The organism is Paludibaculum fermentans (assembly GCF_051172195.1).
GTDB classification, from domain to species: domain Bacteria; phylum Acidobacteriota; class Terriglobia; order Bryobacterales; family Bryobacteraceae; genus Paludibaculum; species Paludibaculum fermentans_A.
Window position 1 is genome coordinate 103665 of the sequence record NZ_JBPJAQ010000004.1, and the last position, 24742, is coordinate 128406.

Here is a 24742-nt window from a genome sequence, read left to right on the forward strand (position 1 = left end):
CAAGAGTGGTCCGCTGAAAATGGCGCACAGATTGCCCCATAGTCGGCGGAGAGTCATGCATTATCAGGAAATGCTCTCTCGGTGAATCTAGTGCGATTGATATTTTATGGCCCAGTTGCGCTAGCTGGATTCCAGAATCTGGCTCAACCGGCGGCCCAAGTCGGTCTTGCGATAGGGCTTATTGAGGATCGACCAGCGGGTCATGTGCGGTACCCGGCTGTTCATTGTTTCCAACGGATAGCCCGACGTGAGCAGGATGCGGAGGCCCGGTTTCAATTCCTGCGCCCGCTCAGCCAGTTCCCAGCCGCTAATGCCGCCGGGCATCACCACATCGGAAAAGAGGATGTCGATCTCCGCGCCGTGGCTGGCGAGCTTGACCAAGGCCTCGCGGCCATCAGAAGCAACCACGACCCGGAAGCCAAGGCTCTCGAGGCTGCCGACGGCATAGCCACGAACGAACGGGTCGTCTTCCACCACCAGGACGGTACCGGAGCCGCGCGGGGTTTCCTGTTCCGTTTCTTCGGGCGCCACGGCGGGGGATTGGAGCTTTGCGATGGGCAGGTAGAGCTTGACGTTCGTTCCCAACGACGGTTCGCTATAGATGGCCACATGGCCGTTGGACTGCTTGATGAAGCCGTAGACCATGCTGAGCCCCAATCCGCTGCCCTTCCCAACCTCCTTGGTGGTGAAGAACGGCTCGAAGACCCGCTCGCGGACCTCGCGCGGCATGCCGGTGCCATCGTCGGTGACCTGAATCAGCACGTAACCGCCTGGCAACACCTCAGGATGCTCATCCTGGTAGCGCGGGTCGAGGGTGGCATTCGTGGCTGAAATGGTGAGGGTGCCTCCGTCCGGCATGGCATCCTGCGCGTTGAGCGCCAGATTCAGGATCGCGGATTCCAGTTGAGCCGGGTCGGCGAAAGCCTGCGCCAATTGGCGGTCGATGGTGGTCTCGATCTCGATGTCTTCGCGGAGGGTACGGCGCAGGATGACGCGCATCCCCTCGACGAGTTTCCCGCACTCGATGGTGACGGGCTGCAGCGCCTGGCGGCGGCTGAAGGCAAGCAGGCGGCGCGTCAGTTCGGCACCGCGCTCCCCGGCATTGATGACGGTCTCACAGAACTGGCGCAAATCAGGCCGGGCACGGAGCTTCTCGGCCAGCAGTTCCGCATTGCCGATCATCACAGTGAGCAGGTTGTTGAAATCGTGCGCGATGCCGCCGGATAGCTGGCCGACGGTCTCCATCTTCTGAGCCTGCACCAGTTGTTCCTCAGTGCGCTTGCGGTCTGTGAGGTCGTGAATGATCCCGACGAAGATGGGTTCCCCGTGCTGCTCCGCCTCGCCAACGGAAAGGTCCATGGGGAAGGTGGTACCGTCCTTGCGGCGGCCCACCACCTCGCGGCCGATGCCGATGATCTTAGGATCGCGAGTGCGGTGATAGTTTTCGAGGTAGTGATCGTGCTCGTCGTGGAATGGTGCCGGCATCAGGATCTTAACGTTCTGGCCGATGACCTCCTCGCGGCTGTAGCCGAACAGACGCTCGCACGCGGGGTTGAACATCTGGATGTCGCCCCTGGACCCGATGAGGATTACACCATCCACGGCAGTGTCGACCACTGCCCGCAGGCGCGCCGCAGCCTCAGCCACCTTACGTTCATTGCGCTCCCGCTCAGTCAGGTCGTGAATGATTCCAACGAAAATCGAAGCCCCTTCCTGGATTGCTTCACCCACGGAAAGGTCCATCGGAAAGGTGGAGCCATCCTTACGGCGCCCCACGACTTTGCGTCCGATACCGATGATCTTGCGCTCGCCGGTACGGTTGTAGTTCTCCAGGTAGGCGTCGTGCTCCTCGTGAAACGGTGAGGGCATTAACACCTTCACGTTCTGCCCAATCACCTCATCCCTGCTGTATCCAAACAATCGCTCGCAGGCGGGGTTGAACATGAGGACGTCGCCGCGGGCGCCGATGAGAATCACCCCATCGACGGCAGTGTCGACAACCGCGCGGAGACGCGTCTCTTCTTTATGATCGTCAGGCATTGGCAGAGAACAGACGAAGTATACTTTACGCTTTGGTAAAGTCAAGAAATAAGTCCGATTGAGCAACGGGACTGGCAAAGTCGCCACGTATCGAGAGAAATGCAATTGGAATCCAGGTGGACACGAGTCGCGTATGCCTCAGGTCCGATCACAGTGTGTAAACGAATGGCCCCTGTGAGCCATCCGGACGGTGAATTGCGCGTGCTGGGCAGTTCAGCCACCTTCGGAACAACGTTCGGGCGGGTCGATGCATCTAACCAAGCATGGGATGTATTCGTTTATCGAGGAATCAGGGGCAGCGCGCCCGGTGAGCGGGCCATTGATCGGCGCTGATACCAAGGCCGAGCCTGTCAATTCAAGCACATCCGCCGTCCTGCCACCCTTCCTTGCGAGGCTCGCATTATCGGCTTTCCTGTGTTACCTCACTGTCGGCATACCGCTGCCTGTGCTGTCCTTGTACGTGCACGACACGCTGGGGTTTGGCGATTTCGCCGTCGGCACGGTGGTGGGGATTCAGTTCGCCGCGACGGTACTGACGCGCAAGTACGCCGGGACGCGATCGGATCTACACGGTGCGCGTGGCGCAGTCATGCGCGGGTTGGCGATCTCCAGCTTAGCTGGCGTATGCTACCTGGCCGCGGTCATCGTGCCGGGCTCCAACTGGACGAAACTGCTCGTACTCATCGCGGGCCGGCTCATTCTGGGCGCCGGCGAGAGCCTGATGATCACTGGCACCCTGACATGGGGCATTGGCCTGGCGGGACAGTCGCGAGCAGGACGCGTAATGTCTTGGACCGGCATGGCGGTTTACGGAGCGCTGGCCCTCGGCTCCCCTATCGGCCTAGCTGTTCATTCGCGCTTCGGATTTGGCGCGGTGGCCTGCACGGTCACCCTGCTGCCGCTGCTGGCGATGGCGGTGATCCGCAATGTCGAACGTGCTCCCACCCGAGCGGTGCGGCAACCCGTGCCCTTCCGGCAGGTGGTGGTGAGCGTCCTGCGTCCCGGCGGCATTCTGGCGCTGCAGGGCGCTGGTTTTGGATCCATTGGAGCCTTCATTTCGCTCTACTTCATTTCGCGGAACTGGTGGGGCGCCGGGCTGGCATTGAGCGCATTTGGCGGCGCCTTTGTCCTGGTGCGTCTGTTGTTCGGGCATCTGCCGGACCGCTTGGGCGGCTACCGCGTGGCGTGGGTGTCGCTGGCGGTGGAAACCGTCGGGCAGTTGTTGCTATGGCAGGCGCAGGGACCCCTGATGGCACTTACGGGCGCAGCGGTGACGGGGCTTGGCTGCTCGCTGATGTTCCCGGCGCTGGGGACGGAGGTGGTCCGCATGGCGAAGGAGGAAAGCCGCGGCGCGGCACTGGGTGCATTCGCTGCGTTCCAGGACGTCTCGTACGCCGTCACCGGCCCAATCATGGGCATCGTTGCGACACACGCGGGCTACGCGGCCATCTTCCTGGGCGGCGCGGCCATGGCTGTGGCCGGCGCCGTGCTGGCTTACCCCAGGGAAGGAACGCAGTCCGCGCAATCGGCGGTCGCGGAAGAAATTGCGGGATGATTTCTACCCCAGGGCGTCGTCCCGTCGAGTAAGACGGCGGGAGGGAGAAAGCAGGGCTCACGAGAATGGAACCTGGACAAAGACCTGAGCAGGCATTCCAGCAGCGGCTGGAGGCTCTTGCCAGAGTGTCGCGAGCCATCCACTTCTATCGCGACCCAAAGGAGTTATTCCGCGTTCTTGCGGACGAACTCAGAACGGCCGTCAATTTCAGCATTTTCGGGCTGTACCTTTACGACGAGCTGAGTAACCGGGTCCACAATCCGGTGCTCGAGACGCTGCGGGGACCTGGCTTCGCCCTCCCTCCTGACTTCCCGGCTGAGGAAACTATTACCCGGCACGTCTACCGGTGCGGCGAACCAGTGGTGATTCCATCCCGGGATCGGGAGACACGCTTCCCCCGAATGATGGAGGTCTATCGGACCTATGGGGTCCAGTCCGCCTGCCTGCTTCCGCTGGCCACCGCCCACCGCAGGCTGGGCGCGCTTCTGTTTGCGGTTGAGGAGGAGAACGGATACTCCGAAGACGAGGTTCGTTACCTGTCCCTGGTTGCCGATCATGTGGCGCTGGCCGTGGACAATGCGCTGCGGGACGAGGAACAGCGCCAGTCCGAGACGGAGCTGCGCAAGCAAAAGGCGCATCTCGAGCGGCTGTTCGAACTGGCGCCGGAAGCCATCGTGCTGCGCGATATCGAGAATCGGATCCTGCGCGTGAACAAAGAGTTCTCTACGCTCTTCGGATTCGCACCGGAAGAAGCGATTGGGCGAAGCATCATGGAGCTGATCGTACCGGCAGACCGGTGGGCTGAGTCCGAAGCCATGCGCGCGTCGCTGAAGCGTGGCGAACGAGTACACGCGGAACTGGTGCGTCAGCGGAAAGACGGCACCCTGCTGGACGTTTCGCTGATCGCCGCGCCAGTGTCGGTGGGCGATGAGGTGGCAGCCATCTACGCCATCTACCGCGATATCAGCGAACGCAAACGCGCGGAAGCCGCCCTGCGGCGCAGTGAGGCTTACCTGGCCGAAGGACAGCGGCTGAGCCACACCGGCAGTTGGGCACGGAATGTGGCAACCGGCGAGGTCTTTCTCAGCCAGGAGAGTATCCGGATCTTCGGCCTCGATCCTAATGGGAGCGGATCCCGCCTGGAAGACATTCTCAACCGCCTCCACCCAGAGGATCAGGACTTGATGCGGCACACAGTGCACCGTTCACTCGAAAGCCGCAGCGACTTCGAATGCGGGTACCGGATTGTTCTCGATGACGGGTCGATCCGGCAAGTTCAGGCGACCGGCCATCCAGTGGTCAATGCCGCTGGAGAAGTTGTCGAGTTTGTCGGAACCCACATGGACGTGACCGAACAGTGCCGCTCGAGAGCTGCCCTGGAAAAGGCACTGGAAGAGATCAAGGAACTGCGGGACCAGCTCTACGAAGAGAACGTGGCCTTACGGCGGGAAATCGACGAGACCGCCATGTTCGAAGAGATCGTCGGCAAGAGCGAAGCGCTGCGCAGCGTCCTGCGGCAGATAGAGGCCATCGCCCCGACGGACTCCACCGTGCTCATCCAGGGAGAGACCGGCACGGGCAAGGAACTGATCGCCCGCGCCATCCACAACCTGAGCGCCCGTCGCCCCAATGCGTTCGCGAAGCTGAACTGCGCCTCGATTCCGACGGGCTTGCTGGAGAGCGAACTCTTCGGTCACGAGAAGGGTGCGTTTACCGGGGCGATTGCGCAAAGGATCGGACGCTTCGAACTCGCGAACCGCGGCACGATCTTCCTGGATGAGGTGGGCGAGATCCCGCTCGAGCTGCAACCGAAGCTGCTGCGGGTTCTTCAGGAACGGGAATTCGAGCGCCTGGGCAGTTCGCGCACGCTGCGCACGGACGTGCGGTTGATAGCGGCCACGAATCGCGACCTGGCCATTATGGTGGGAGAGCAGCGATTCCGACCTGATCTCTATTACCGATTGAACGTGATTCCGATCCGCGTGCCTGCGCTGAGGGAGCGGCCGGAGGACGTGCCGCTGCTGGTCCGCCATTTTGCCGAGTTGTTCAGCCGTCGAATGAACAAGCCGATCCGGACGATTCCCGCCGAAACGATGGCGGCCCTGGTTCGTTATCAGTGGCCGGGCAATGTGCGTGAACTGCAGAACGTGATCGAGCGCGCAGTCATCCTGTCGAACGGCGGGGTGCTGCGAGTTCCGCTGACGGACCTCGACGACGGCGGGCGAACGCGCAAGCCGCGCAAACCAGGCGGCGCGGCCGCCTCATCCCCATCTCCCCGCGACGGCACCACGGCTCCGGACCGCGACCAGATAGTGCAGGCTCTCAAAGAGGCCCGCGGACAGGTGGGCGGAGCCAACGGAGCAGCCGCTCGTCTCGGGATGAAGCGCACCACGCTGATTGCCTATATGCGGCGCCTGGATATCACGCCGAGAACTGTCATCAACCATTTCTGACAGTGTCATGACAGCCCGTGACACTGTCATTTCGTGTCACGGCGCCTGCCCCATGCGGCAAACCTCCATCTTCCCCACTATTTAGCAGCACCCCGCAAGAGCCCCGCTTTGGCCCCGGCTGTGCATTAAGCATGGGCAGAGTGAGTGCCCGATGCTACGAACAATCGTCTTGGATGCGCGGCTTCAACAGAAGTGGACACTTCAGGGGCGGCTCTGCGGCGTGTGGGCCGCCGATCTGAGAAGGCGCTGGGAACAGGCTCGCCCGACGCGCGCGGGGCGCGTCTGTGTGGTGGACCTGGAAGACGTCATCTCGGTGGATGCAGAGGGTGAGAATGTCCTGCGCCGCATGGCCGCCGAAGGAGCGCGCATGCTGGCCCGCCGCGCATACATGAAGTCCATTCTCTCCGCGCTCAAAAGGGAACTGAAGTGAGGCTGGTTTCCGCGCGGCCCGCCCGCAGGCCGGAAATCCGCCAGTTTCGCAGGAAGGAAAGACTGAACCCGTGTGGATCATCAATGTTGCTCTGAATCGCCCGTACACCTTTATCGTGCTCGCTTTGCTGATTCTGATCATTGCTCCGGTGGTGCTGCTTCGTACACCGACGGACATCTTCCCGAGTATCGATATACCCGTCATCTCGGTGGCCTGGACCTATACGGGACTGAATCCCGAAGAACTGGAAGGACGCCTGACCTCTCCCTATGAGAAGGCGCTGACCGCGCTGGTCGACAACGTAGAACACCTGGAATCGACCACCTACAACGGCATCGTGGTGGTCAAGCTGTTCTTGCAGCCCCATGCCAGCCTGGACACTGCAAACTCACAGGTATCGTCTGCGTCCCAGTTCCTGCTGCGCCAGTTGCCGCCCGGCACCCAGCCGCCGATGATCCTCGACCTCAATGCATCGAGTGTCCCCATCCTCCAATTGGGCGTCTCCGGGGAGGGTCTTTCCGAGGATCAGCTCAACGACCTGAGCATGAACCTGCTGCGCACCCAACTGGTGACAATTCCGGGCGCGGTGGTCCCCTACCCCTTCGGCGGCAAGCAGCGCCAGGTGATGATCAACATGAATGCCGGGCTGCTGCAGTCGAAGGGCCTGTCGCCGCAGGACCTGCTCTCCGCCGTCAGCCTGCAGAACCTGGTGCTGCCCTCCGGCACCGCGAAAATCGGCCCGACGGAGTATGACGTCCGCCTGAATACGAGTCCGCGCAAGGTCCATGAACTGGAAACCATCCCGATCAGGCAGGTGGGCGGCTCGACTGTCTATCTGAGGGATGTCGCCAACGTGGCGGATGGTTTCGCGCCGCAATCGAATGTCGTCCGCCAGGACGGAAAGCGCGGCGTGCTGGTCACCATCGTGAAATCGGGCAAGTCGTCGACCCTCGATGTTGTATCTGGTGTGAGGAAGATGCTGCCGCAGGTGGCGACCACCCTACCCCCTCAGTTCCGGACGCAACTGCTCAACGACCAATCGATCTTCGTGCACGGCGCCGTCACGGGCGTGATCCGGGAAGCTGTCATTGCGGCAGCGCTGACGGGCCTGATGATTCTGCTCTTCCTGGGCAGTTGGCGCAGCACATTGATCATTGCGATTTCGATTCCGCTGTCGATCCTGACCTCTGTCATAGCGTTGGGTTTACTTGGCGAAACGATCAACATCATGACGCTGGGCGGGCTAGCCCTGGCGGTCGGGATCCTGGTGGACGATGCCACCGTCACGATCGAGAATATCGAGCATTTTCTCGAAGACGGTCACGACCTGAACACCGCAATACGGGAAGGCGCGGGACAAATCGCCTTGCCCGCGCTGGTCGCGACGCTGTGCATCTGCATCGTGTTCCTACCCATGTTCTTCCTGGGTGGCGTGGCGCGCTATCTGTTCGTCCCCCTGGCTGAGGCCGTCGTCTTTGCGATGCTGGCTTCCTATCTCCTTTCGAGAACCCTGGTACCGACCCTGGCGATGTATCTGCTGAAGCGGAAACAGCACGGCGCCGCCTCCCGCAATCCACTGGTACAGTTCCAGCGGGCCTTCGAGCGCGCCTTCGAGCGGCTGCGGAGCTTCCATGGGGCGATCCTGGCGCAACTCGTGGCGGCTCGGAAATGGTTCGTCCCAACGTTCCTGGCCGCGTGTCTGGCGGCCTTCGCGCTGATTCCCTTCCTGGGGCAGGACTTCTTCCCCAATACGGACAGCGGCCAGTTCATTCTGCATGTGCGAGCACAGAGCGGGCTGCGCATTGAGGAGACGGCGCGCCTGTGCGACCTGGTGGAAAATCGGATCCGCGGCGTCATTCCGGCCGATGAGTTGGGCACCATCCTCGACAACATCGGTTTGCCTTACAGTCAGCTCAACCTGCAACGGATGGTGTCGGGCACCATCGGGGCGGGCGATGCCGATGTGATGGTCTCGCTGAAGGAGAACCACCATCCCACGGCAGATTACGTGCGGCAGCTGCGTACCCAGCTGAGGGACGAGTTTCCCGGCGCCACGTTTTCCTTCCTGCCGGCGGACATCGTCACACAAATCCTGAACTTCGGGCTACCCGCGCCCATCGACATTCAGATCGAAGGCGCTGATGGTCCAGGCAATCGCAAGGTGGCCAATCGAATCCTGCAGCAACTGCACCAGGTACCAGGCTTGACGGATCTCCGTATCCAGCAGCCGGAGGATTACCCGGTGTTCGACGTGACGGTGGATCGCACGAAGGCGTTGCAGGGCGGCTATACCCAGCGCGACGTCGCAGTGAGCCTCCTCAATACGCTGAGCGGCAGCTTCCAGACGCAGCCGATGTTCTTCCTCAACTACCAGAACGGCGTGAACTACAGCATGGTGGCCCAGACACCGCAATATCAGATGCAGTCACTGCAGGCGTTGAAGGGCATTCCGATCACCGCCGCGGGGATGACACGACCCGAGATCCTGGCCGATGTCGCCTCGATCACGCGCAACAAAGAGAAGGCCGTGGTCTCGCACTACAACATCCGCCGGGTGCTGGATATCTACGGCGCAGTGCAGGACCGCGATCTGGGCGCCACCGGCCGCGACGTGCAGCGCATTGTGCAGCAGAACGCGCCGCTGCTGCCTCGCGGCAGCTTCATCCATGTCCGGGGCCAATTGCAGACGATGCGCGCTTCCTACATCGGCTTGCTGGCCGGTCTTGGATTCGCCATCGTACTGGTCTACCTGCTGATCGTGGTGAACTTTCAGTCCTGGCTCGACCCGTTCATCATCATCACCGCACTGCCCGCGGCCCTGGCCGGCATTGTGCTCTTCCTGTTCTTCACGCACACAACCCTCAGCGTGCCGGCTCTGATGGGGGCCATTATGTGCATGGGTGTGGCCACCGCCAACAGCATCCTGGTCGTGTCGTTCGCGAAGGATCAGCTTGCCATTCATGGGAATTCGGTCCGGGCCGCGATCGAAGCCGGGTCAGCACGCTTCCGGCCTGTGCTGATGACGGCCGCCGCCATGATCATCGGCATGGTGCCGATGGCCCTGGGCGCCGGTGACGGCGGTGAGCAGAACGCCCCGCTTGGCCGCGCAGTCATCGGCGGTTTGCTGCTGGCCACCCTGGCCACTCTGGCCTTCGTACCCGCGGTCTTTGCCTGGCTGCACGGCGGCGAAAACACCCCGGATCAAAACAACGCCGCGGAAATCGATCGGAAGCCCGCGGAGGCTTAAATGAGGAGAACTCAAATGACTTCAGAAGTGGAAACACCTCCAACTGACAGCGCCCCTACCACCGGCGCGCGACCCACAAAAACGGCTCTGCACACGCTAGGCGTCATCTCGCTGGTTGTCCTGGCCGGACTCGCAGGCCTTGTCGTCACAGGCGTGCGCGCACGCAGCGCGGCGGTGGAGACCCTGGCGCGCTCAGCGCAGGATGGCGCGGCCCTGCGCGTATCGGTGGTCCACCCCATGCTTGCCGGTGACCAGGAGGATCTGGTGTTGCCGGCCAACATCCAGGCCTACGCGGAAACGCCCATCTACGCCCGTACCCATGGCTACCTGAAGCGCTGGTACTTCGACATCGGATCGCACGTGGGCAAAGGTGACCTGTTGGCGGAGATCGAAACACCCGAGGTGGATCAGCAACTCGCCCAGGCTCGCGCCGATCTGAAAAGCCTGCAAGCCAACCTCGAACTGGCACGCACCACTGCGGACCGCTGGAACGGACTGCTCGCCCGGCACGCGGTGTCGAAACAGGAGACGGACCAGGCGGTGAGCGATTTCTCGGCCAAACAAGCCGCCGTCGACGCGAGCATGGCGAATGTGAGGCGCCTGGAGGAGTTGCAGGGGTACGAGAAGGTCTACGCTCCGTTCGAGGGTGTCATCACGGCGCGGCAGACCGATGTCGGCGCGCTGATTGATGCCGGATCCTCACCGCGCGAACTGTTCCACCTGGCAACCACCAGGAAACTGCGCGTCTTTGTGGCCGTGCCGGAAGTCTCGGCCGGCTCCGTTCGAAATGGCGCGCCGGTCAAGCTGACTTCCGACCAGTTTCCGAACAAGACCTTTCAGGGTGTGCTGGTGAGGAACTCAAACTCGATCGATCCGGCTTCGCGCACGTTGAACGTCGAAGTGGACATCGACAACTCCGCGGGCGAACTGCTGCCGGGCTCCTATGCGTTTGTACACCTGCGTGTGCCAGGTTCGACCAAGGCTTGGGAGATTCCGTCGAGCGCGCTGCTGTTCCGAGCTGAAGGGCTGCGGGTCGCGGTCGTTCGAGGAGCCCAGGCCGAACTGGTTCCCATCTCCATCGGCCGGGACTTCGGAGCCAGGGTGGAGGTCAACTCGGGTTTGCGCCCGGACGATGAAGTCATCCTGTCACCCTCCGATTCACTCGTCACGGGCACTCCTGTGCAGATCGCAAAGGCGGCCCGGAAATGAGACGCGCACCATTCGCACTGTTATTCACGGCGCTGTCGCTGCTGACGGGTTGCATGGTCGGTCCGCGATATGTAAAACCGGACGTGCCCGCCACACCCCAGTTCAAGGAGGCTGGCGCGGACTCGTTCAAAGAGATGGACGGCTGGAAAACGGCGCAACCCGGAGACGGGCTGCTGCGGGGCAAATGGTGGGAGTTGTTCAATGACGCCCAACTCAATGAACTGGAGGAGCAGGTTGACGGCGCGAATCAGACATTGAAAGAGGCCGAGGCAACCTTCCAGGGCGCCCGAGCCGCCATCCGTGCGCGCAGGTCGGAAATGGCTCCAACCGTCTCTGTCGGCGCATCCACAGGAGCCGAGCGCCTGTCAGCGAATCAACCGTATTTCAATAGATCGCAGGCCAACAATGGCGTGGGTGCGTTCTCACTGCCCTTCGACCTGAACTATGAAATCGATCTCTGGGGCCGGATCCGGAGGCAAATCACCAGCGCCGCTGAACTGGCGCAGGCAAGCGCCGCGGATTTGGAAACCGCCCGCCTGAGCCTGCACGCCGAGCTCGCCGTCGACTACTTTGAGCTTCGCAGCGCGGACGCGCAAAAGCGACTGTTGTCGGATACCGTCCAGGCGTACCAGGAGGCGTTGCAACTGACGCAGGACCGCTATGACGGCGGGGCCTCTCCGCTCTCTGACGTGACTCAGGCGCAGACTCAACTCCAGACGGCCAAGGTGGCCGAGATCGATGTGGCGGTGGATCGCGCTCGCTATGAACACGCCATCGCAATCCTGGTGGGGAAACCTCCAGCCGCCCTCAGTCTCACCCCTATGCCGCTCACCATACAGCAGCCCAGCCTGCCCGGCATCCCGGGGATTCTTCCTGCGCAGCTTCTGGAACGCAGGCCGGATATTGCAGCCGCTGAGCGCCGCATGGCCGCGGCAAATGAGCAGATCGGCATTGCGCGCACAGCTTACTTCCCGACGATCAGCCTCTCCGCCATAGCCGGTTTCGCAGGCACATCCGCAGTGAACTGGTTCAGCTGGCCAAGCCGGATGTGGGCCGTGGGACCGGCGGTGTCCCAGACGTTGTTCGATCATGGCTTGCGCCGGGCAAACTCAGAGTCGGCCAAGGCCGGCTACGAGGCGACCGTGGCGAACTACCGCCAGTCGGCGCTGACGGCGTTTCAACAAGTGGAGGACAACCTCGCCGCCCTGCGCGAATTGGAGAAGGAGGCGCGGCAGCAGACCGCCGCCACGGAATCCGCCCTGAAGTCCCTGGATATATTCAAAGTCCGCTACGAAGGAGGCGTCGATACCTACCTGCAGGTGATCACTTCACAGACGGCCGCATTGCAGAACCAGCGCAACGAGATCGACATTTTCAGGCGGCGGATTGAAGCACACATCCTGCTGGTGAAGGCGCTGGGCGGAGGCTGGGAGGCGTCGCGGCTTCCACAGTTGACGAAGGTGCACTAGGCGCCTGCAGGACCAGTGAAGCGCGGGAAGAGGGTTTCTGCACCTGGCTGTGGAATTGCTCCCGTGGATGTCATAGAGTAAGCCCGTGTGAGCGCTGGAACCACGGGAGCGGAAACTCAATGCGGCTGGATCAGGATGCGTGCAGAATTCAGGGAGAGCGGACACAGCAGCGCCGCCAACGGTCGCCGCGGGCCCGGTTTTGGACTTTGGCCGCCGTTCTCGCTCTGGCAGGGATCCAAGCTCTGCCTGCCCAGCCGCCGGCCGCGCCGCTGGTGGACAACTTCAGCGGACATCCGCGCGTCATTGTTCTGAGTGACATTGGCAACGAGCCGGACGATCAGATGTCGCTGATCCGGTTCCTGCTCTATTCCAATGAGCTCGATGTGGAGGGCATTGTCGCAACCACCTCCACCTGGCAGAAGCAGGTGGTGCATCCGGAAACCATGCACACGCTGGTGCAGGCCTATGGCACGGTGCGGTCCAACCTGCAGAAGCACGCTGGCGGATGGCCGGCCGCGGAGGAGCTCGACAAGCTCGTCTCCTCTGGCCAAACCGCTTATGGCATGGCAGCAACCGGCGCCGGCAAAACGTCAGAGGGCGCACAGGCGATCATCCGTGCGGCCGACCGCGACGATCCGCGACCGCTGTGGATCAGCGTGTGGGGTGGAGCGAATACGCTGGCGCAGGCACTGATTCAGGTGCGGTCGACCCGCGAACCGGCCGCTGTTCAGAAGTTTGTCGAGAAGCTGCGAGTCTACTCGATCTCCGACCAGGACGACGCGGGCCCATGGATCCGGCGCGAATTCCCCGCCCTGGCCTACGTCGTCATGCCATCCACGCCTACCAGCGGCGAGTACTACTACGCCACCTGGACCGGCATCAGCGGCGATGTGTACTACCGCAACTGCGCCGGCGCCGACGGAGCCCTCGTCACCAACGAATGGCTGGATGCCAACATCCGCAGCAAGGGCCCGCTGGGTAAGCTCTATCCGAAGTTCATGTTCATCATGGAAGGCGATACTCCGTCCTTCCTGGGACTCATCAACAACGGGCTCAACGCCTACCGCCGGCCCGATTGGGGCGGCTGGGGCGGGCGCTATGTATACAGGCAACCCTATGGTGAGAAACACGCCATCTGGACACAGGGCGGCGACATGTTCTCCCGCGTGACTTCGCAGGACACTGTGAAGGGCGTGGACGGCAAGGAGTACATCTCGGACCACGCGACCATCTGGCGCTGGCGTGACGCCTACCAGAACGACTTCGCGGCGCGCATGGATTGGACCTCGGCCGACTTCGCGCATGCCAACCACAACCCGCGGCTCACAGTGAACGGACAGTCAGGTACGGCGCCAGTGGTGCTGGATACCGTGGTGGGCCAACCACTGGAACTCGATGCCGCGGGCAGTACGGACCCCGACGGGCAGAAGCTGCATTTCGCCTGGTTCCACTATGGGGAAGCGGGCGGGACCGGAACCAGCCTGGCCGCTGTGGCGATCACCGGAGCGGATACCGCCAAGGCCGTCGTCACGCCAACGGCAGCCTGCCGGCCGCAGTGGTTCGCGGGCAGGGCGAGGTGCGCGGGCGCCGGCGTCGCTCATATCATCCTGGCCGTGACGGATGAAGGCTCGCCCAGGCTGACCTCCTACCGGCGCGTGATTCTCAATGTGCGTCCGGCCAACAACCGGTAAGGAGCGGCCGGGCAGAGCTATGCTGGAGTCCAAGGCTCTCCGCGTGGAGCCAGGCCCCGTTCCGCCACCCTGTTTGGATTCCAACACTCATTGCTGATGACCGGAGGTCCTGCCCATGCTTTCGCGCCGCGGTTTCTTCCAGAGTTCGGGAGCGGTTGCGCTCGGCTCCGCCGCCACCATTCCCTCGCTGCCCGACAAAGCCAATTTCCGTGTACAGGAGTTCCAGACCTGCCTGAACGCCGGACGCTGGCACCCGTTGAGCAATGGCGCCCGCGCGGCGGCCGACCTGTATCAGGAGTACAAGCAGCGCGGCATCTGGGATCGCGACGGCCTGCGCTCAGGCACGAACCCCAATGCCCACGGTGGCTCCCAGGTCGAGGCGAAGCAGCTATTCGCCCAACTGGTCAACGCCTCACCGGAAGAGATTGCCTTTGTCCAGAGCACCACGGCGGCGGAGAACCTGGTGGTGCAGTCCCTGGGATTGCCCTCCAGTGGGGCTAATATCGTGACGGACGGCCTGCATTTTGAAGGCTCGCTCTACCTCTACGATGCACTCCGGAAGCAGGGCATGGACGTGCGCATCGTGAAGCCGAGAAATTGGCGCATCGAGATGAGGGAACTCGAACAGGCCATCAACAAGCAGACACGACTCGTCGCTGTCTCGCTGGTCTCCTACATCAACGGCTTCCAGCACGATCTGAAACGGATCTGTGACATCGCCCACGCCAACGGAGCCCTGGTCTACGCCGACATCGTGCAAGCGGCCGGCGCCATGCCCCTGGATGTCAAAGCATCCGGGGTCGACTTCTGCGCCACGGCCAGCTACAAGTGGCTGATGGGGGACTTCGGGCTCGGGTTCCTCTATGCCCGCAAGGACGTCCTGGGCGAACGGTTGAAGCGAACGGTTTACAGCTACCGCCAACTGCGCGGCTTCTCAAACCACATGTTTCCCTACGACAGCCCGGATCCCGCACCGGTGACCTGGCAGCAGGATAATTCAGCGGCTGGCTACTTTGAACAGGGCACCCTCGCCAGCGCCGTTTCAGAAACACTGGCCTATTCGCTGAAGTACATCCAGACGCTCGGGGTGGAGAACATCCACAAACACAGCCAGTCGCTGATCGCTCATCTCCGGCAGGAGGTGCCCAAGCTGGGCCACCAGCTCATCACACCGCGCGGCTCGACGGGCCCGCTCATCGCCTTCCAGCTGGAGAACCCTGAACTCATCGCGAAAAAGCTGAAGCAAGCCAAGGTGGACGTGGCCATAACAGACCACCGTATGCGCGTTTCGCCTTCCGTCTATAACGATCAGGAAGACATCGAGCGGCTGCTGCGAGCCTTGGCTTAATCGGGATAGCTTCCGGATCAATCCTGGCGCAGGGCGCCGACGGGATCGGTGCGGCTGGCCCTCCGGGCAGGTAGATAGGTGGCCAGCACAGCGGCCGCGACGAGGAGCGCAGTCATCGCCGCCAGGGTGGCTGGCTCAGCCCTCTGCACACCGTCCACCAGATGCTGCAGGAGCCGGACGGCGCCCCACGCGGCGCCAAGACCGAGCAGGACCCCGCCAAGGATCATCGCCAGGCCCTGCCTGAGAACAAGCCGCATCAGGTCGCCCGCCGTGGCTCCCATTGCGATGCGAACACCGAACTCCGGAATGCGGCGGCCCGTGAGGTAAGCCATCACCCCGTAGATGCCGATGCACGCCAGCAGCAAGGCCGCGCCGGCGAAGAGCCCGAACAGGAATACCAGGAAACGCTGCCGCCCAAGCATGCTGGCGGCCAACTGCTCCATCGTGCGGACCTCGTACAGCACCTGGTCTCCCGTAGAACCGCGCACGGCGTTGGTCAGCGGCTCCACCACGCTCATGGGAGGACGGTTGGTCCGCACCGCAACCGACATCAGTTCCGACCATCGCCGCACAAACCGGTCAGGAACCTGGGCAAAGGGATAGTAAAACTGAGCCCGGACGCCAGCCTGATCGTCGATCGCCGGCCCCCAATGCCGGACGTGGCTCACCACTCCAATCACCAGCAGGGCGCCCTCAGCCATGTCAGGTATCCAGAGGTGCTTGCCCACCGCCTGCTGGCGCGGAAATGCCCGTGCGGACATCACCTCGTCGATCACAATCACCGGAGCGCTGGTGAGCTGGTCCTGCTCAGTAAAGAAGCGGCCCTGACGCAACGCGATACCCATCACCTTCAAGTACTCAGGGGTGACGCTCGTTGCCAGGGCAATGTTCTGGTCGTTGGGCGCGGTGACACCAGGAGTGGCGGAATACCCAAGCTGATTGTTGCCCTCACGCATCGGCACCGTGTCGACCAGCGAGACCGCCTCCACGCCGGGCACCTGGCTGGCGCGGTCGAGCACGTCGCGCCAGTTGGCTCGCATCTTCGCTGGATCCGTCGTGGCCGTGGGCGATAACGCCATTCGCGTCACAAGCACATTCCTGATATTCAGGCCGGGGTCCAAAGCTGAGAGCCGCAACAGTGTGCGTCCGAGGATTCCGGCGGAGACCAGCAGCACTACCGCCAGTGCGAGTTGAACAATCACAAAACTGCCATGAACCCGGCGCGAGCCTCCGGTCATGCTGCGCCCGCCGGCGCGCAAGGTGCGGTCCAGTCCGCGGACCGGTGCGCGCAATGCAGGCAGCATGCCAAAGAGGAAGCCGCACGCCAGCGAGACTCCGACGGCTACCAACACCACACGCCAGTCCAGACGGATCTCGTCGACGCGCGGCATGCTGCCGGGCCAGAAATGCAGGAACGGACGAACTCCAAAAGCCGCCAGCACCACACCGGATAAGCCCCCGGCGAGCCCCAGCACCGCGCTCTCCGTCAGGCACTGCCGGATCAGTCGCGCGCGGCCTGCGCCCAGCGCCACACGCATCGCCAGCTCCCGCTCGCGGGCCACGGCCCGAACCAGCAGCAGGCTCGCCACATTCGCGCAGGCGATCAGCAGCAGGATGCCGGCCGCACCCAGCAGCAGCCACAACGTGGATCGAACATCGTCCACTTGCGGTTTCAGCGGTGCGCCCACGAAACTGCGCCCCTTGTTCGAATCCGGATATTGGCGGGCCAGTTGGCTACCGAGTAACGACAGCTCCGCCCGCGCTTGAGCAATACTCGAACCTTCACGCAGGCGCGCCACTACGTTAATACCGGGATGCGCTTTGCGGATCGTCATCACAGGCTCAGTATTCTGTCCGAGTGGGGTGAACACCTCCACCTCCTCGTCGTCGAGCCTGAACCCCCCGGGCGCGATACCCACCACGGTATGCGGCTTGCCTTCGTAGAGGATCGCCGTGCCCAGCACACCCGGGTTGCCGGCGAACCGGCGGTGCCAGAATCCCTGGCCCAGAATCAACACAGGCGCGGAGCCGCGCTGATCATCCTTCGACTCAAACTCCCGGCCCAATGCGGGAGGCAGGCGCAAAACCGCGAACAGGCCGGCCGAAATCTGACGGGCGGACACATACTCGGCGTCGCCACGGCTGCCAAACGTCCCTCCGCTGAATCGCCACGCCGCCATCTGCAGTGACTGGCTGGCTCGCTGCACGTCCTGGAAATTCGGGTAGGCGAAGGCCCACTGATTCCCGAAACGCGTGGAAAACTCCGTCTGCTCGTGGAGCGAAACCAGACTGTCAGCCTGCGGGTAAGCCAACGGCTTCAGCAGCACTCCATGCACGATGGTGAACATCACCGTAGCCGCCCCAATGCCCAGCGCCAGGGTCAACAGCGCCACCGTGGAGAAGCCCGGCTGGCGTCGCAGCCCCCGCACGGCGTATCGGACATCCAGTACGAAATCCTCAACCCACCGCGTACCCCTGGCATCGCGGCACGCTTCCTTCACCTGCTCTGGACCGCCCAGTTCCAGCCGCGCCAACCGCCGAGCCTCACCGGGCTCCTGCCCCTGTGCGATGAGCTCATCCGCATACAGGGCCATGTGGAACTGGAGCTCCTTTTCCAGCTGTTGCTCTGATCGGGACCGGAACCACAGATGCCGCCAGCGGCTCATTCGGCCGCTCCTTCCGGCACCTGCAGGATCAGGCCGACGGCCTCCGCTAGGCGCTTCCAACTCTCGGCTTCCGCATCCAACTGGACGCGCCCTTTGCGGGTGAGTTGATAGAACTTCGCCTCCCGGCCGGTGTCAGTCAGTTTCCAGTCCGCGGCCAGGTAGCCGCGCGTCTCCAACCGGTGCAGGGCCGGATAGAGAGAGCCCTGCGGGACCTGCACCACATCCCGGGAAACCTGCTGCAGCCGCTGCCCGATGGCGTAGCCGTGCACAGGCCCCATGGCCACAGTCTTCAGGATCAGCAGGTCGAGCGTGCCTTGTGGGAGATCGGATTTTGGCGGCATGGTGGATACTTTGCGCTTCTACATATTACACAGGCACGTGTAGAAGTACAAGGTATCCTTGCGGAAGTTGACGGCTGCAACAAACTTGCCGGCGCCGGGTAGAGGCTGGCTCGGACCACCAATACAAAAGAGGGCGCCTCCACCAGGGAAACGCCCTCTTTCACTAACCGATCGAACTCGCGAAAGCCTTACTCGTGTTCCTTCATGTTCTGGGCGAGGTAGTTCTCATAGCCCATTTCCTTGATCATGTGGAGCTGCGCTTCCAGATAGTCGACATGGTGCTCTTCGTCCTTCAGGATCGACTCGAAGAGGTCACGTGAACCATTGTCGCCGGCGGCCACAGCCGCATTGATGGCTTTGTTCAGGCGCGGCACCGCATCGTACTCCACCGCGAGGTCGTTCTCGATCTGCTCCTTCACCGTCTGTCCGATGCGCAGCGGGAACAGCTCGCTCATATTCGGCGAAGCATCGAGATAGAGCATGCGGTGCAGCAGCTTCTCCGCGTGCACCATCTCCTCGATCGATTCCTTGCGGGTGATCTTGGCCAACCGCTCATAGCCCCAGTTCTCCATCATTTCCGCATGAAGAAAGTACTGATTGATGGCCGTCAACTCGGCCGTCAGGACTTCCTGCAGATACTCGATAACCTTTGCGTCACCCTTCATGAATCCTTCTCCTTATGCCCCTGGCAATGCCGATGGTGTAACCCAGACATCCCGAATTGTAGCCTCTTCCCGCCCCGGGCAACAACACCAGCCCCCTCCGGAGGACGTCGCGGATCCACTGGGCCCCTCCGCCTCAGCGCCCGCCGGGGGTCCAGCCGGAAGTCCTCCACTCCAATCTGACCCAAAAACCGCTACATGAATTCTCATTTATCTTTCCTGTGGTCATCATTTGCGATGATATACTGCCAGCCAGGCAGGGTAATTCTTGACATTATTGCCCTCTATTGAGGATAGTGGCGGCGGCCTGCCTCGGGATTGCCGCCAGGAAAGGTCTCGGTCCCGGTCGCCCGGCATAGTCATCCACCGCTCGTCCGCCCGTGCTGTATGCGTTTCTTGCGTCTGGTCTTATCAATTTGTCTAGCTTCTGCCCTACTGTTCGCGGCTGATCCGGCGGCCTTGCTCACGGACTACCGGGCTGCGCGCGAAGCGGCCCTGGACGCCAGCCGGGTTGTCACCTGCGAGAAGATTGAGCTCCGCCGGCCGGCAGCCACCATCACGCTCGACTCCGGCAAGCTTGCCTTCCTCCCACCCATGGCGGGCCGCACCTACGGAGCGATTTTCCAGGGACAGGGCACCTTCCGATTTGCCGCACAAACTCCTTCAGAACGGGCGGAGACTCGTCGCCGCTCCCGCAAATCAGAGGAGCTTGAAGATTCATTCACTGAATTGCTTCTCCTGTTTTCCGACGCCACCGAAGCCGAACTACTCAAGCAGGGCAAGGCCGCGCCGGGCGCAACCGATAGTCTGGGTTCAACCCTGAAATCGGCTCGGGAACTGTTTCGCGAGCAGCTTCATTTCAACGCCGAGGCCAGCGTCCTGCGCTATCTCACCAGGCCGGCCGGCGCCTACTGCCTGGCTCTGGTCAAGACGAAGCAGTTCGGCTACATGCTGTATGAATTCGCACCTGCCGATGCGGAAGAGATCTCGCTGCTTCGTGTGAAAAGTGCCGACTCGAGCGAGATCTGGAATTCGTTCCCACTCAGCGACCTGGGCAAAAAGACGGAGGTGGCTCCAATCCCCAAGACTATCCTCGACTCCAAACAGATTGATGTGGATACAGCTATTGCCGGCAACGCCAGTCTGGCGGCCACCGCCGTTGTTAGCTTCGACGCAAAACTGGCCGGCGATCAGCTGATTCGGATCAATCTCGCCTCCACCCTGCGCGTCAAGGAGATCAAGGATCAGTCCGGTGCCGCGCTCGGATTCATCCAGGAGAATGAGAAGCGCGATGGAGCACTGTGGGTCATCGCTCCGGCTCCGCTCGAAGCGGGCAGAGCTTACCAATGGACCTTCTCCTACGCAGGCAAGGACGTCATCCAAAAGGCCGGCGAGGGCAATTTCTTCGTTGGCGCCCGCTCGTCCTGGTTTCCCCGCCCCTCCACTGCCGGTGAGGATTTCGCTGACCGCGCCATCTTCCACACGAAGTTCCGCATCCCCAAGAGCTTCTCGCTGGTCGGAACGGGCAAAGAGGTGCGCCGCGCCATCGAAGGCAAAGAGGAAGTCACTGAGTGGGATAGCCAGCGGCCCGCCACCGTCGCCGGCTTCAATTACGGCAAGTTCTCCATAAAGTCGATGGAGGCCAATGGCTTTCAGGTCAGCGTCTATGCGAATTCCGGCCTCGCCGACGAGCTCAACGAGTTGAGAATGCTGCTGGAAAGCAATCCGGCCGCGGCCGCCCAGATCGGTATCTCCTCGGGCGCCCTCAACACGACCGGCATGTCGACCAAGGCAGCCGCGGAAGCCCTGCAGGCGCTCAATCTCTACACCCGCCTGTTCGGCGAATTGCCGGATAAGTTCCTTCGCGTCACCCAGCAGCCTGACGGCTTTTTCGGGCAATCCTGGCCTGGCCTGCTCTTCCTCCCCTATACTTCGTTCCTGGACGGCACGGCCCGCAACCAGTTGAAACTCGACAGGGGCAGCATGCGGTCGTTCCTGGAAGAAGTGGGGCCGCACGAGATCGCGCACCAGTGGTGGGGTCACGCCGTGGTCTGGCGCGACTACCGCGACCAGTGGCTTTCCGAGGGCTTTGCCGACTACTCTTCCGCTCTGTACCTCCAGGCCACCAAAGGCATGAAGCCCTTTCTTCAGTACTTGAAGCACCAGCAGGAACACATCCTGGTTCCAGTGGGCACCGCCATCTCGGCCAACGACGCCGGGCCGCTCTCCCTGGGCTACCGCCTCGGCGGCACCGACTGCCCCCAGGCAGGACAGCTCATCTACACCAAAGGGGCTTACGTGCTGCACATGATCCGCATGTCGCTGCACGACTACAACACGGGCAGTGATGCCCGTTTCCTCAACCTCATGCGCGAATTCGTCACAGCCTACTCCGACAAACCTGCATCCACCGCGGATTTCGCCGCACTTGTCTCGAAACACGCGGGCGAAGACATGTCCTACTTTTTCAATCAGTGGGTTTATGCATCCGCGGTGCCAAAGGTGAAGGGCCAGTACAGCTTCACGCAGGAAGAGGGAAAGACGATGCTCGTCCTCGATTCGCAGATCACCGGTGTACCGGCCGGCTTCCGCCTGGAGATCCCTGTCGCCCTGAAGTTTAAGAGCGGTACGCGCGTAGGCCGCTTCCGCATGGTCGCGCCCGGCGGACAGTTGAAGGCCGCCTTGCCCGAGATCCCCGAATCCGTCGAGTTCAATCCCACCCTCGAACTGCTGGGTGAAGTGGACCTGAAGAAGAAGTAGCCGCGTCTATCGGTTGCTGGAGTGGGCGCCCCGCAAGGCTGCGGCCGCCCTCTCCCACCTCTGCAGAGCCCCGCTTAGCAAATTGCGCCCCGCCCTTTACCTACCTTTACAATCCCCACAGCAACGCATCGTCGGATGGCCGCGTTCTACCGACAGAAGCACTTTGTGATGCGCTCTACATTTCTCGTAACGTTTCTGCTTTTGTCAGGAATCACGACCCTCTCGGCGGATCAGGCGGCGTCCTTCTTCGACTCCACCCAGGTCAAGGAAATTCGGCTCTATTTCGACAATCCCGACTGGTACAACACCCTTTACAAAGGCCATTCCACCAATGTGGAAGATCCCTACTTCCCCGCACGGTTTCAGTACGGCGACACCGTCATCCCCAGCATCGGAGCACGTTTCAAAGGCAACGCTTCCTTCCGCCGTTCTTCCAGCGTCAAGAAATCATTCAAACTGGACTTCAATGAATATGATTCCGAAGCCAAATTCCTCGGCCTCAAAAAGTTAAATCTGAACAACGGCGACCTGCAGCCCGATTTCCTGCGCGAGAAACTCTTCCTCGATTTCGCCGCCCGCTACATCCCGGCCATGCGCGCCGTCCACACCCGTGTCTATGTGAACGACGAGTACTGGGGCCTCTATATCGCCGTCGAGGAGCCGGACAAGACCATGATGCAGAGCCGCTTCGGCGACGACGAAGACGGCAATCTCTTCGAGGCCGGAGAGTCCAACGCCACACTCTCCTACCTCGGCGCCAATCCCACCAGCTATCAATCGCTCTACGAGCTCAAAACCAACGAGGAGGCCAACGACTACTCCGATCTCATTCAATTCCTCGACATCCTCAACAACACCCCCACGGCGGAACTGCCCGCCAAGCTCGAGGCCATCTGCGACGTCAACAACATGCTGTATGGCATCGCGCTCAATATCCTCTTTGTGAACCTCGACTCCTATGCCGGCTCTGCCTCCGAGTTCATGCTCTACCACCGCCAGGACACCGGACAGTTCATCCACATCCACTGGGATCTGAATGAGTCGTTCGGAACCACCGGTGACGGCTCGCCGCGCATCTCGAATCCGCCCACGCTCGACCCCTTCTGGCTGCCGACCACTACCTCCGGGCCAGCAGGGGGCGGCATGGGCGGCAATAACGCCCGGCCGCTGATGACCAAACTCTGGGCCGACGCCACCTACAAGCGCGTCTACCTCCGCCAGTTGGCCCGCATGCTGCGCGAAGGCTTCGACACCGCCACCATGCAGGCGCGTATCCAGGAACTGGCCGACATCATCCGGCCCGACGTCTACTCCGACCCCAACAAGTTCTACTCGAACACCGACTTTGAGAACGCACTCAGCAAGTCAGTCAACACGGGCCAGACCACCGTCCTCGGCCTCACCGATTTCGTCACCCGCCGTGTTGCCTATCTGCGCCCCGTGCTCGACACCTATGCCCGCCCGGCCGACCTGCGCATCAACGAGGTGATGACCGTCAATCCGTCCACCATCAAGGACGCCGCCGGCAACTATAAACCGTGGATCGAGATCCACAACCTGGGCCCGGGCACGGTCGACCTCGCCAGCCTCTACCTCACCGACTCCTCGGCTAACCCCACGAAATGGGCGCTGCCGGCGGGCAAACTGGCCGATGGGCAACACCTGCTTCTCTGGCTCGATGGAGACACGGCCCAGGGCGACACGCATGCGCCCTTCACCCTCCAGGCCGCGGGCGGCACGCTGTACCTGTACTACACCACCGACAGCTCCTCCGGCAGCACCATCATCGACAGCGTCGACTACCCGGAACTCACCGCCGGTCACTCCTACATCCGCATCGGCGATTCCGGCCTGAACTGGGAGCTCACCAACCAGCCCACACCCGGCGCGGACAACCCGGCCGCCGGCACAACCGAGCCCGCCACCGGCTCGTTCGTCATCTACATCAACGAGATCATGGCCGACAATAAGACGACTCTCGCCAACGCCGACCATGCCGGCGCCTACGACGACTGGTTCGAGCTCTACAACCCCGGTGACACCGAAGTAAACCTCAGCGGTCTCTATCTCACCGACAACCTGGCCAATCCCACGAAATACAAGATCCCCGAGGGCGTCATTGTTCCGGCGGGCGGCTACCTGGTGTTCTGGGCTGACGACCAGGCTGCTCTCGGGGCCCTCCACGCCGCCTTCAAACTCAGCGCCGACGGCGAAGAATTGGGCCTCTTCGCCGCCGATGGGGTGACCGCCATCGACACCGTCACCTTCGGCAAACAGACTTCCGACATCTCCTACGGCCGCGTACCGTCCGACCTCCAGGTGTGGTCTATCCTGTCCTCCCCCACCCCTGGCCTGGCCAACGCCTCCGCGGCCCCGTAGACCGGCGCGGCCCTTCTCCTTACCCCCCGCGCGGAGCGTGACCCTGCGCGGGGGTGCGCCGGGCTCAACTCGCTACGAAGCCCTCGTTCCATCAGGCACGGGGGCTTCCGGCGTCGCCAGCACCGGCCGCAGCCCGTCGCCAAAGCCGATATCGAACAGCATCCCCTCGCTCACCACCCCCCTCATCTTGCGCGGCTCCAGATTCACAACAAACAGGCATTGCCGGCCCACAATCTCCTCCGGCGTCTCCCGCTCGCCGCGGATGCCGGCCACAATCGTCCGCTGGTGGTCGCCAAATGAGACCCGCAACTGCATCAGCTTGTCCGATCCCGGCACCTCCTCAATCGACAGAATCGTCCCCACTCGGACGTCCACCTGGTCCAGTACGGACATGGCAATCAATGGCTTGATAGGTGCGGGTGTCATGCTTCCAGTTTCGGCAATTTAGGTGACCTTCCGCCGGACCTGCCGTCTCAGTCTGTGATAGTGGAC

The 24742-nt window shown here is 62.3% G+C and carries 15 protein-coding genes; 10 read left to right on the forward strand and 5 right to left on the reverse strand.

What is annotated here, in order from left to right; all coding sequences use genetic code 11:
- Positions 1 to 120 precede the first annotated feature (120 nt).
- Entirely contained in the window at positions 121 to 2040 is a 1920-nt protein-coding gene (locus ACR9Y2_RS37210) for a PAS domain S-box protein (RefSeq protein WP_435046985.1), read from the reverse strand.
- Between the two features lie 280 nt (positions 2041 to 2320).
- Here ACR9Y2_RS37210 and ACR9Y2_RS37215 point away from each other — a divergent pair, with 280 nt between their 5' ends.
- The 8 genes from ACR9Y2_RS37215 (at position 2321) to ACR9Y2_RS37250 (ending at position 15442) form a co-directional block, all read left to right on the forward strand.
- On the forward strand, positions 2321 to 3595 hold the full coding sequence (locus ACR9Y2_RS37215; RefSeq protein WP_435047246.1) for an arabinose transporter: 1275 nt from the start codon (positions 2321 to 2323) through the stop codon (positions 3593 to 3595).
- Positions 3596 to 3720: 125 nt separating this feature from the next.
- The gene (locus ACR9Y2_RS37220) at positions 3721 to 6048 is read left to right on the forward strand and encodes a sigma 54-interacting transcriptional regulator (RefSeq protein ID WP_435046986.1); all 2328 of its coding nucleotides are present in this window, start codon (positions 3721 to 3723) and stop codon (positions 6046 to 6048) included.
- Between the two features lie 151 nt (positions 6049 to 6199).
- Positions 6200 to 6478 carry a hypothetical protein gene (locus ACR9Y2_RS37225; protein WP_435046987.1) on the forward strand — a complete coding sequence of 93 codons (279 nt, stop codon included), beginning with the start codon at positions 6200 to 6202 and terminating at the stop codon, positions 6476 to 6478.
- A gap of 70 nt (positions 6479 to 6548) precedes the next feature.
- Positions 6549 to 9725, forward strand: coding sequence for an efflux RND transporter permease subunit (locus ACR9Y2_RS37230; protein ID WP_435046988.1), 3177 nt, complete (start codon positions 6549 to 6551; stop codon positions 9723 to 9725).
- Positions 9726 to 9740: 15 nt separating this feature from the next.
- Positions 9741 to 10934: an efflux RND transporter periplasmic adaptor subunit gene (locus ACR9Y2_RS37235; RefSeq protein WP_435046989.1), complete on the forward strand. Its 1194-nt coding sequence runs from the start codon at positions 9741 to 9743 to the stop codon at positions 10932 to 10934.
- Positions 10931 to 12403 (forward strand): efflux transporter outer membrane subunit, encoded by a 1473-nt coding sequence (locus tag ACR9Y2_RS37240; protein WP_435046990.1) that lies wholly within the window; start codon positions 10931 to 10933, stop codon positions 12401 to 12403. Before ACR9Y2_RS37235 ends, ACR9Y2_RS37240 begins: the two co-directional genes overlap by 4 nt.
- Positions 12404 to 12522: 119 nt before the next feature.
- Complete coding sequence (locus tag ACR9Y2_RS37245) at positions 12523 to 14094, forward strand: nucleoside hydrolase-like domain-containing protein (protein WP_435046991.1); 1572 nt, start codon at positions 12523 to 12525, stop codon at positions 14092 to 14094.
- A gap of 115 nt (positions 14095 to 14209) precedes the next feature.
- Complete coding sequence (locus tag ACR9Y2_RS37250; protein WP_435046992.1) at positions 14210 to 15442, forward strand: aminotransferase class V-fold PLP-dependent enzyme; 1233 nt, start codon at positions 14210 to 14212, stop codon at positions 15440 to 15442.
- A gap of 17 nt (positions 15443 to 15459) precedes the next feature.
- On the opposite strand, the gene ACR9Y2_RS37255 is transcribed toward ACR9Y2_RS37250, so the two are convergent.
- The 3 genes from ACR9Y2_RS37255 to bfr all read right to left on the reverse strand — a co-directional run bounded on the left by ACR9Y2_RS37255 (position 15460) and on the right by bfr (position 19114).
- On the reverse strand, positions 15460 to 18108 hold the full coding sequence (locus ACR9Y2_RS37255) for an ADOP family duplicated permease (RefSeq protein ID WP_435046993.1): 2649 nt from the start codon (positions 18106 to 18108) through the stop codon (positions 15460 to 15462).
- Positions 18105 to 18449 (reverse strand): PadR family transcriptional regulator, encoded by a 345-nt coding sequence (locus ACR9Y2_RS37260; RefSeq protein WP_435046994.1) that lies wholly within the window; start codon positions 18447 to 18449, stop codon positions 18105 to 18107. Before ACR9Y2_RS37260 ends, ACR9Y2_RS37255 begins: the two co-directional genes overlap by 4 nt.
- Before the next feature lie 188 nt (positions 18450 to 18637).
- Positions 18638 to 19114 (reverse strand): bacterioferritin, encoded by a 477-nt coding sequence (gene bfr / locus ACR9Y2_RS37265; protein WP_194448768.1) that lies wholly within the window; start codon positions 19112 to 19114, stop codon positions 18638 to 18640.
- A 456-nt stretch (positions 19115 to 19570) separates the two neighbouring features.
- On the opposite strand from bfr, the gene ACR9Y2_RS37270 reads away from it, so the two are divergent.
- Both ACR9Y2_RS37270 and ACR9Y2_RS37275 read left to right on the forward strand, forming a co-directional pair.
- Positions 19571 to 21871, forward strand: coding sequence for a M1 family aminopeptidase (locus ACR9Y2_RS37270; protein WP_435046995.1), 2301 nt, complete (start codon positions 19571 to 19573; stop codon positions 21869 to 21871).
- Between the two features lie 168 nt (positions 21872 to 22039).
- Positions 22040 to 24250, forward strand: coding sequence for a CotH kinase family protein (locus ACR9Y2_RS37275; RefSeq protein ID WP_435046996.1), 2211 nt, complete (start codon positions 22040 to 22042; stop codon positions 24248 to 24250).
- A gap of 72 nt (positions 24251 to 24322) precedes the next feature.
- Here the strand turns inward: ACR9Y2_RS37275 and ACR9Y2_RS37280 are convergent, their stop codons facing one another.
- Positions 24323 to 24676 (reverse strand): tRNA-binding protein, encoded by a 354-nt coding sequence (locus tag ACR9Y2_RS37280; RefSeq protein ID WP_435046997.1) that lies wholly within the window; start codon positions 24674 to 24676, stop codon positions 24323 to 24325.
- Between the last annotated feature and the right edge of the window lie 66 nt (positions 24677 to 24742).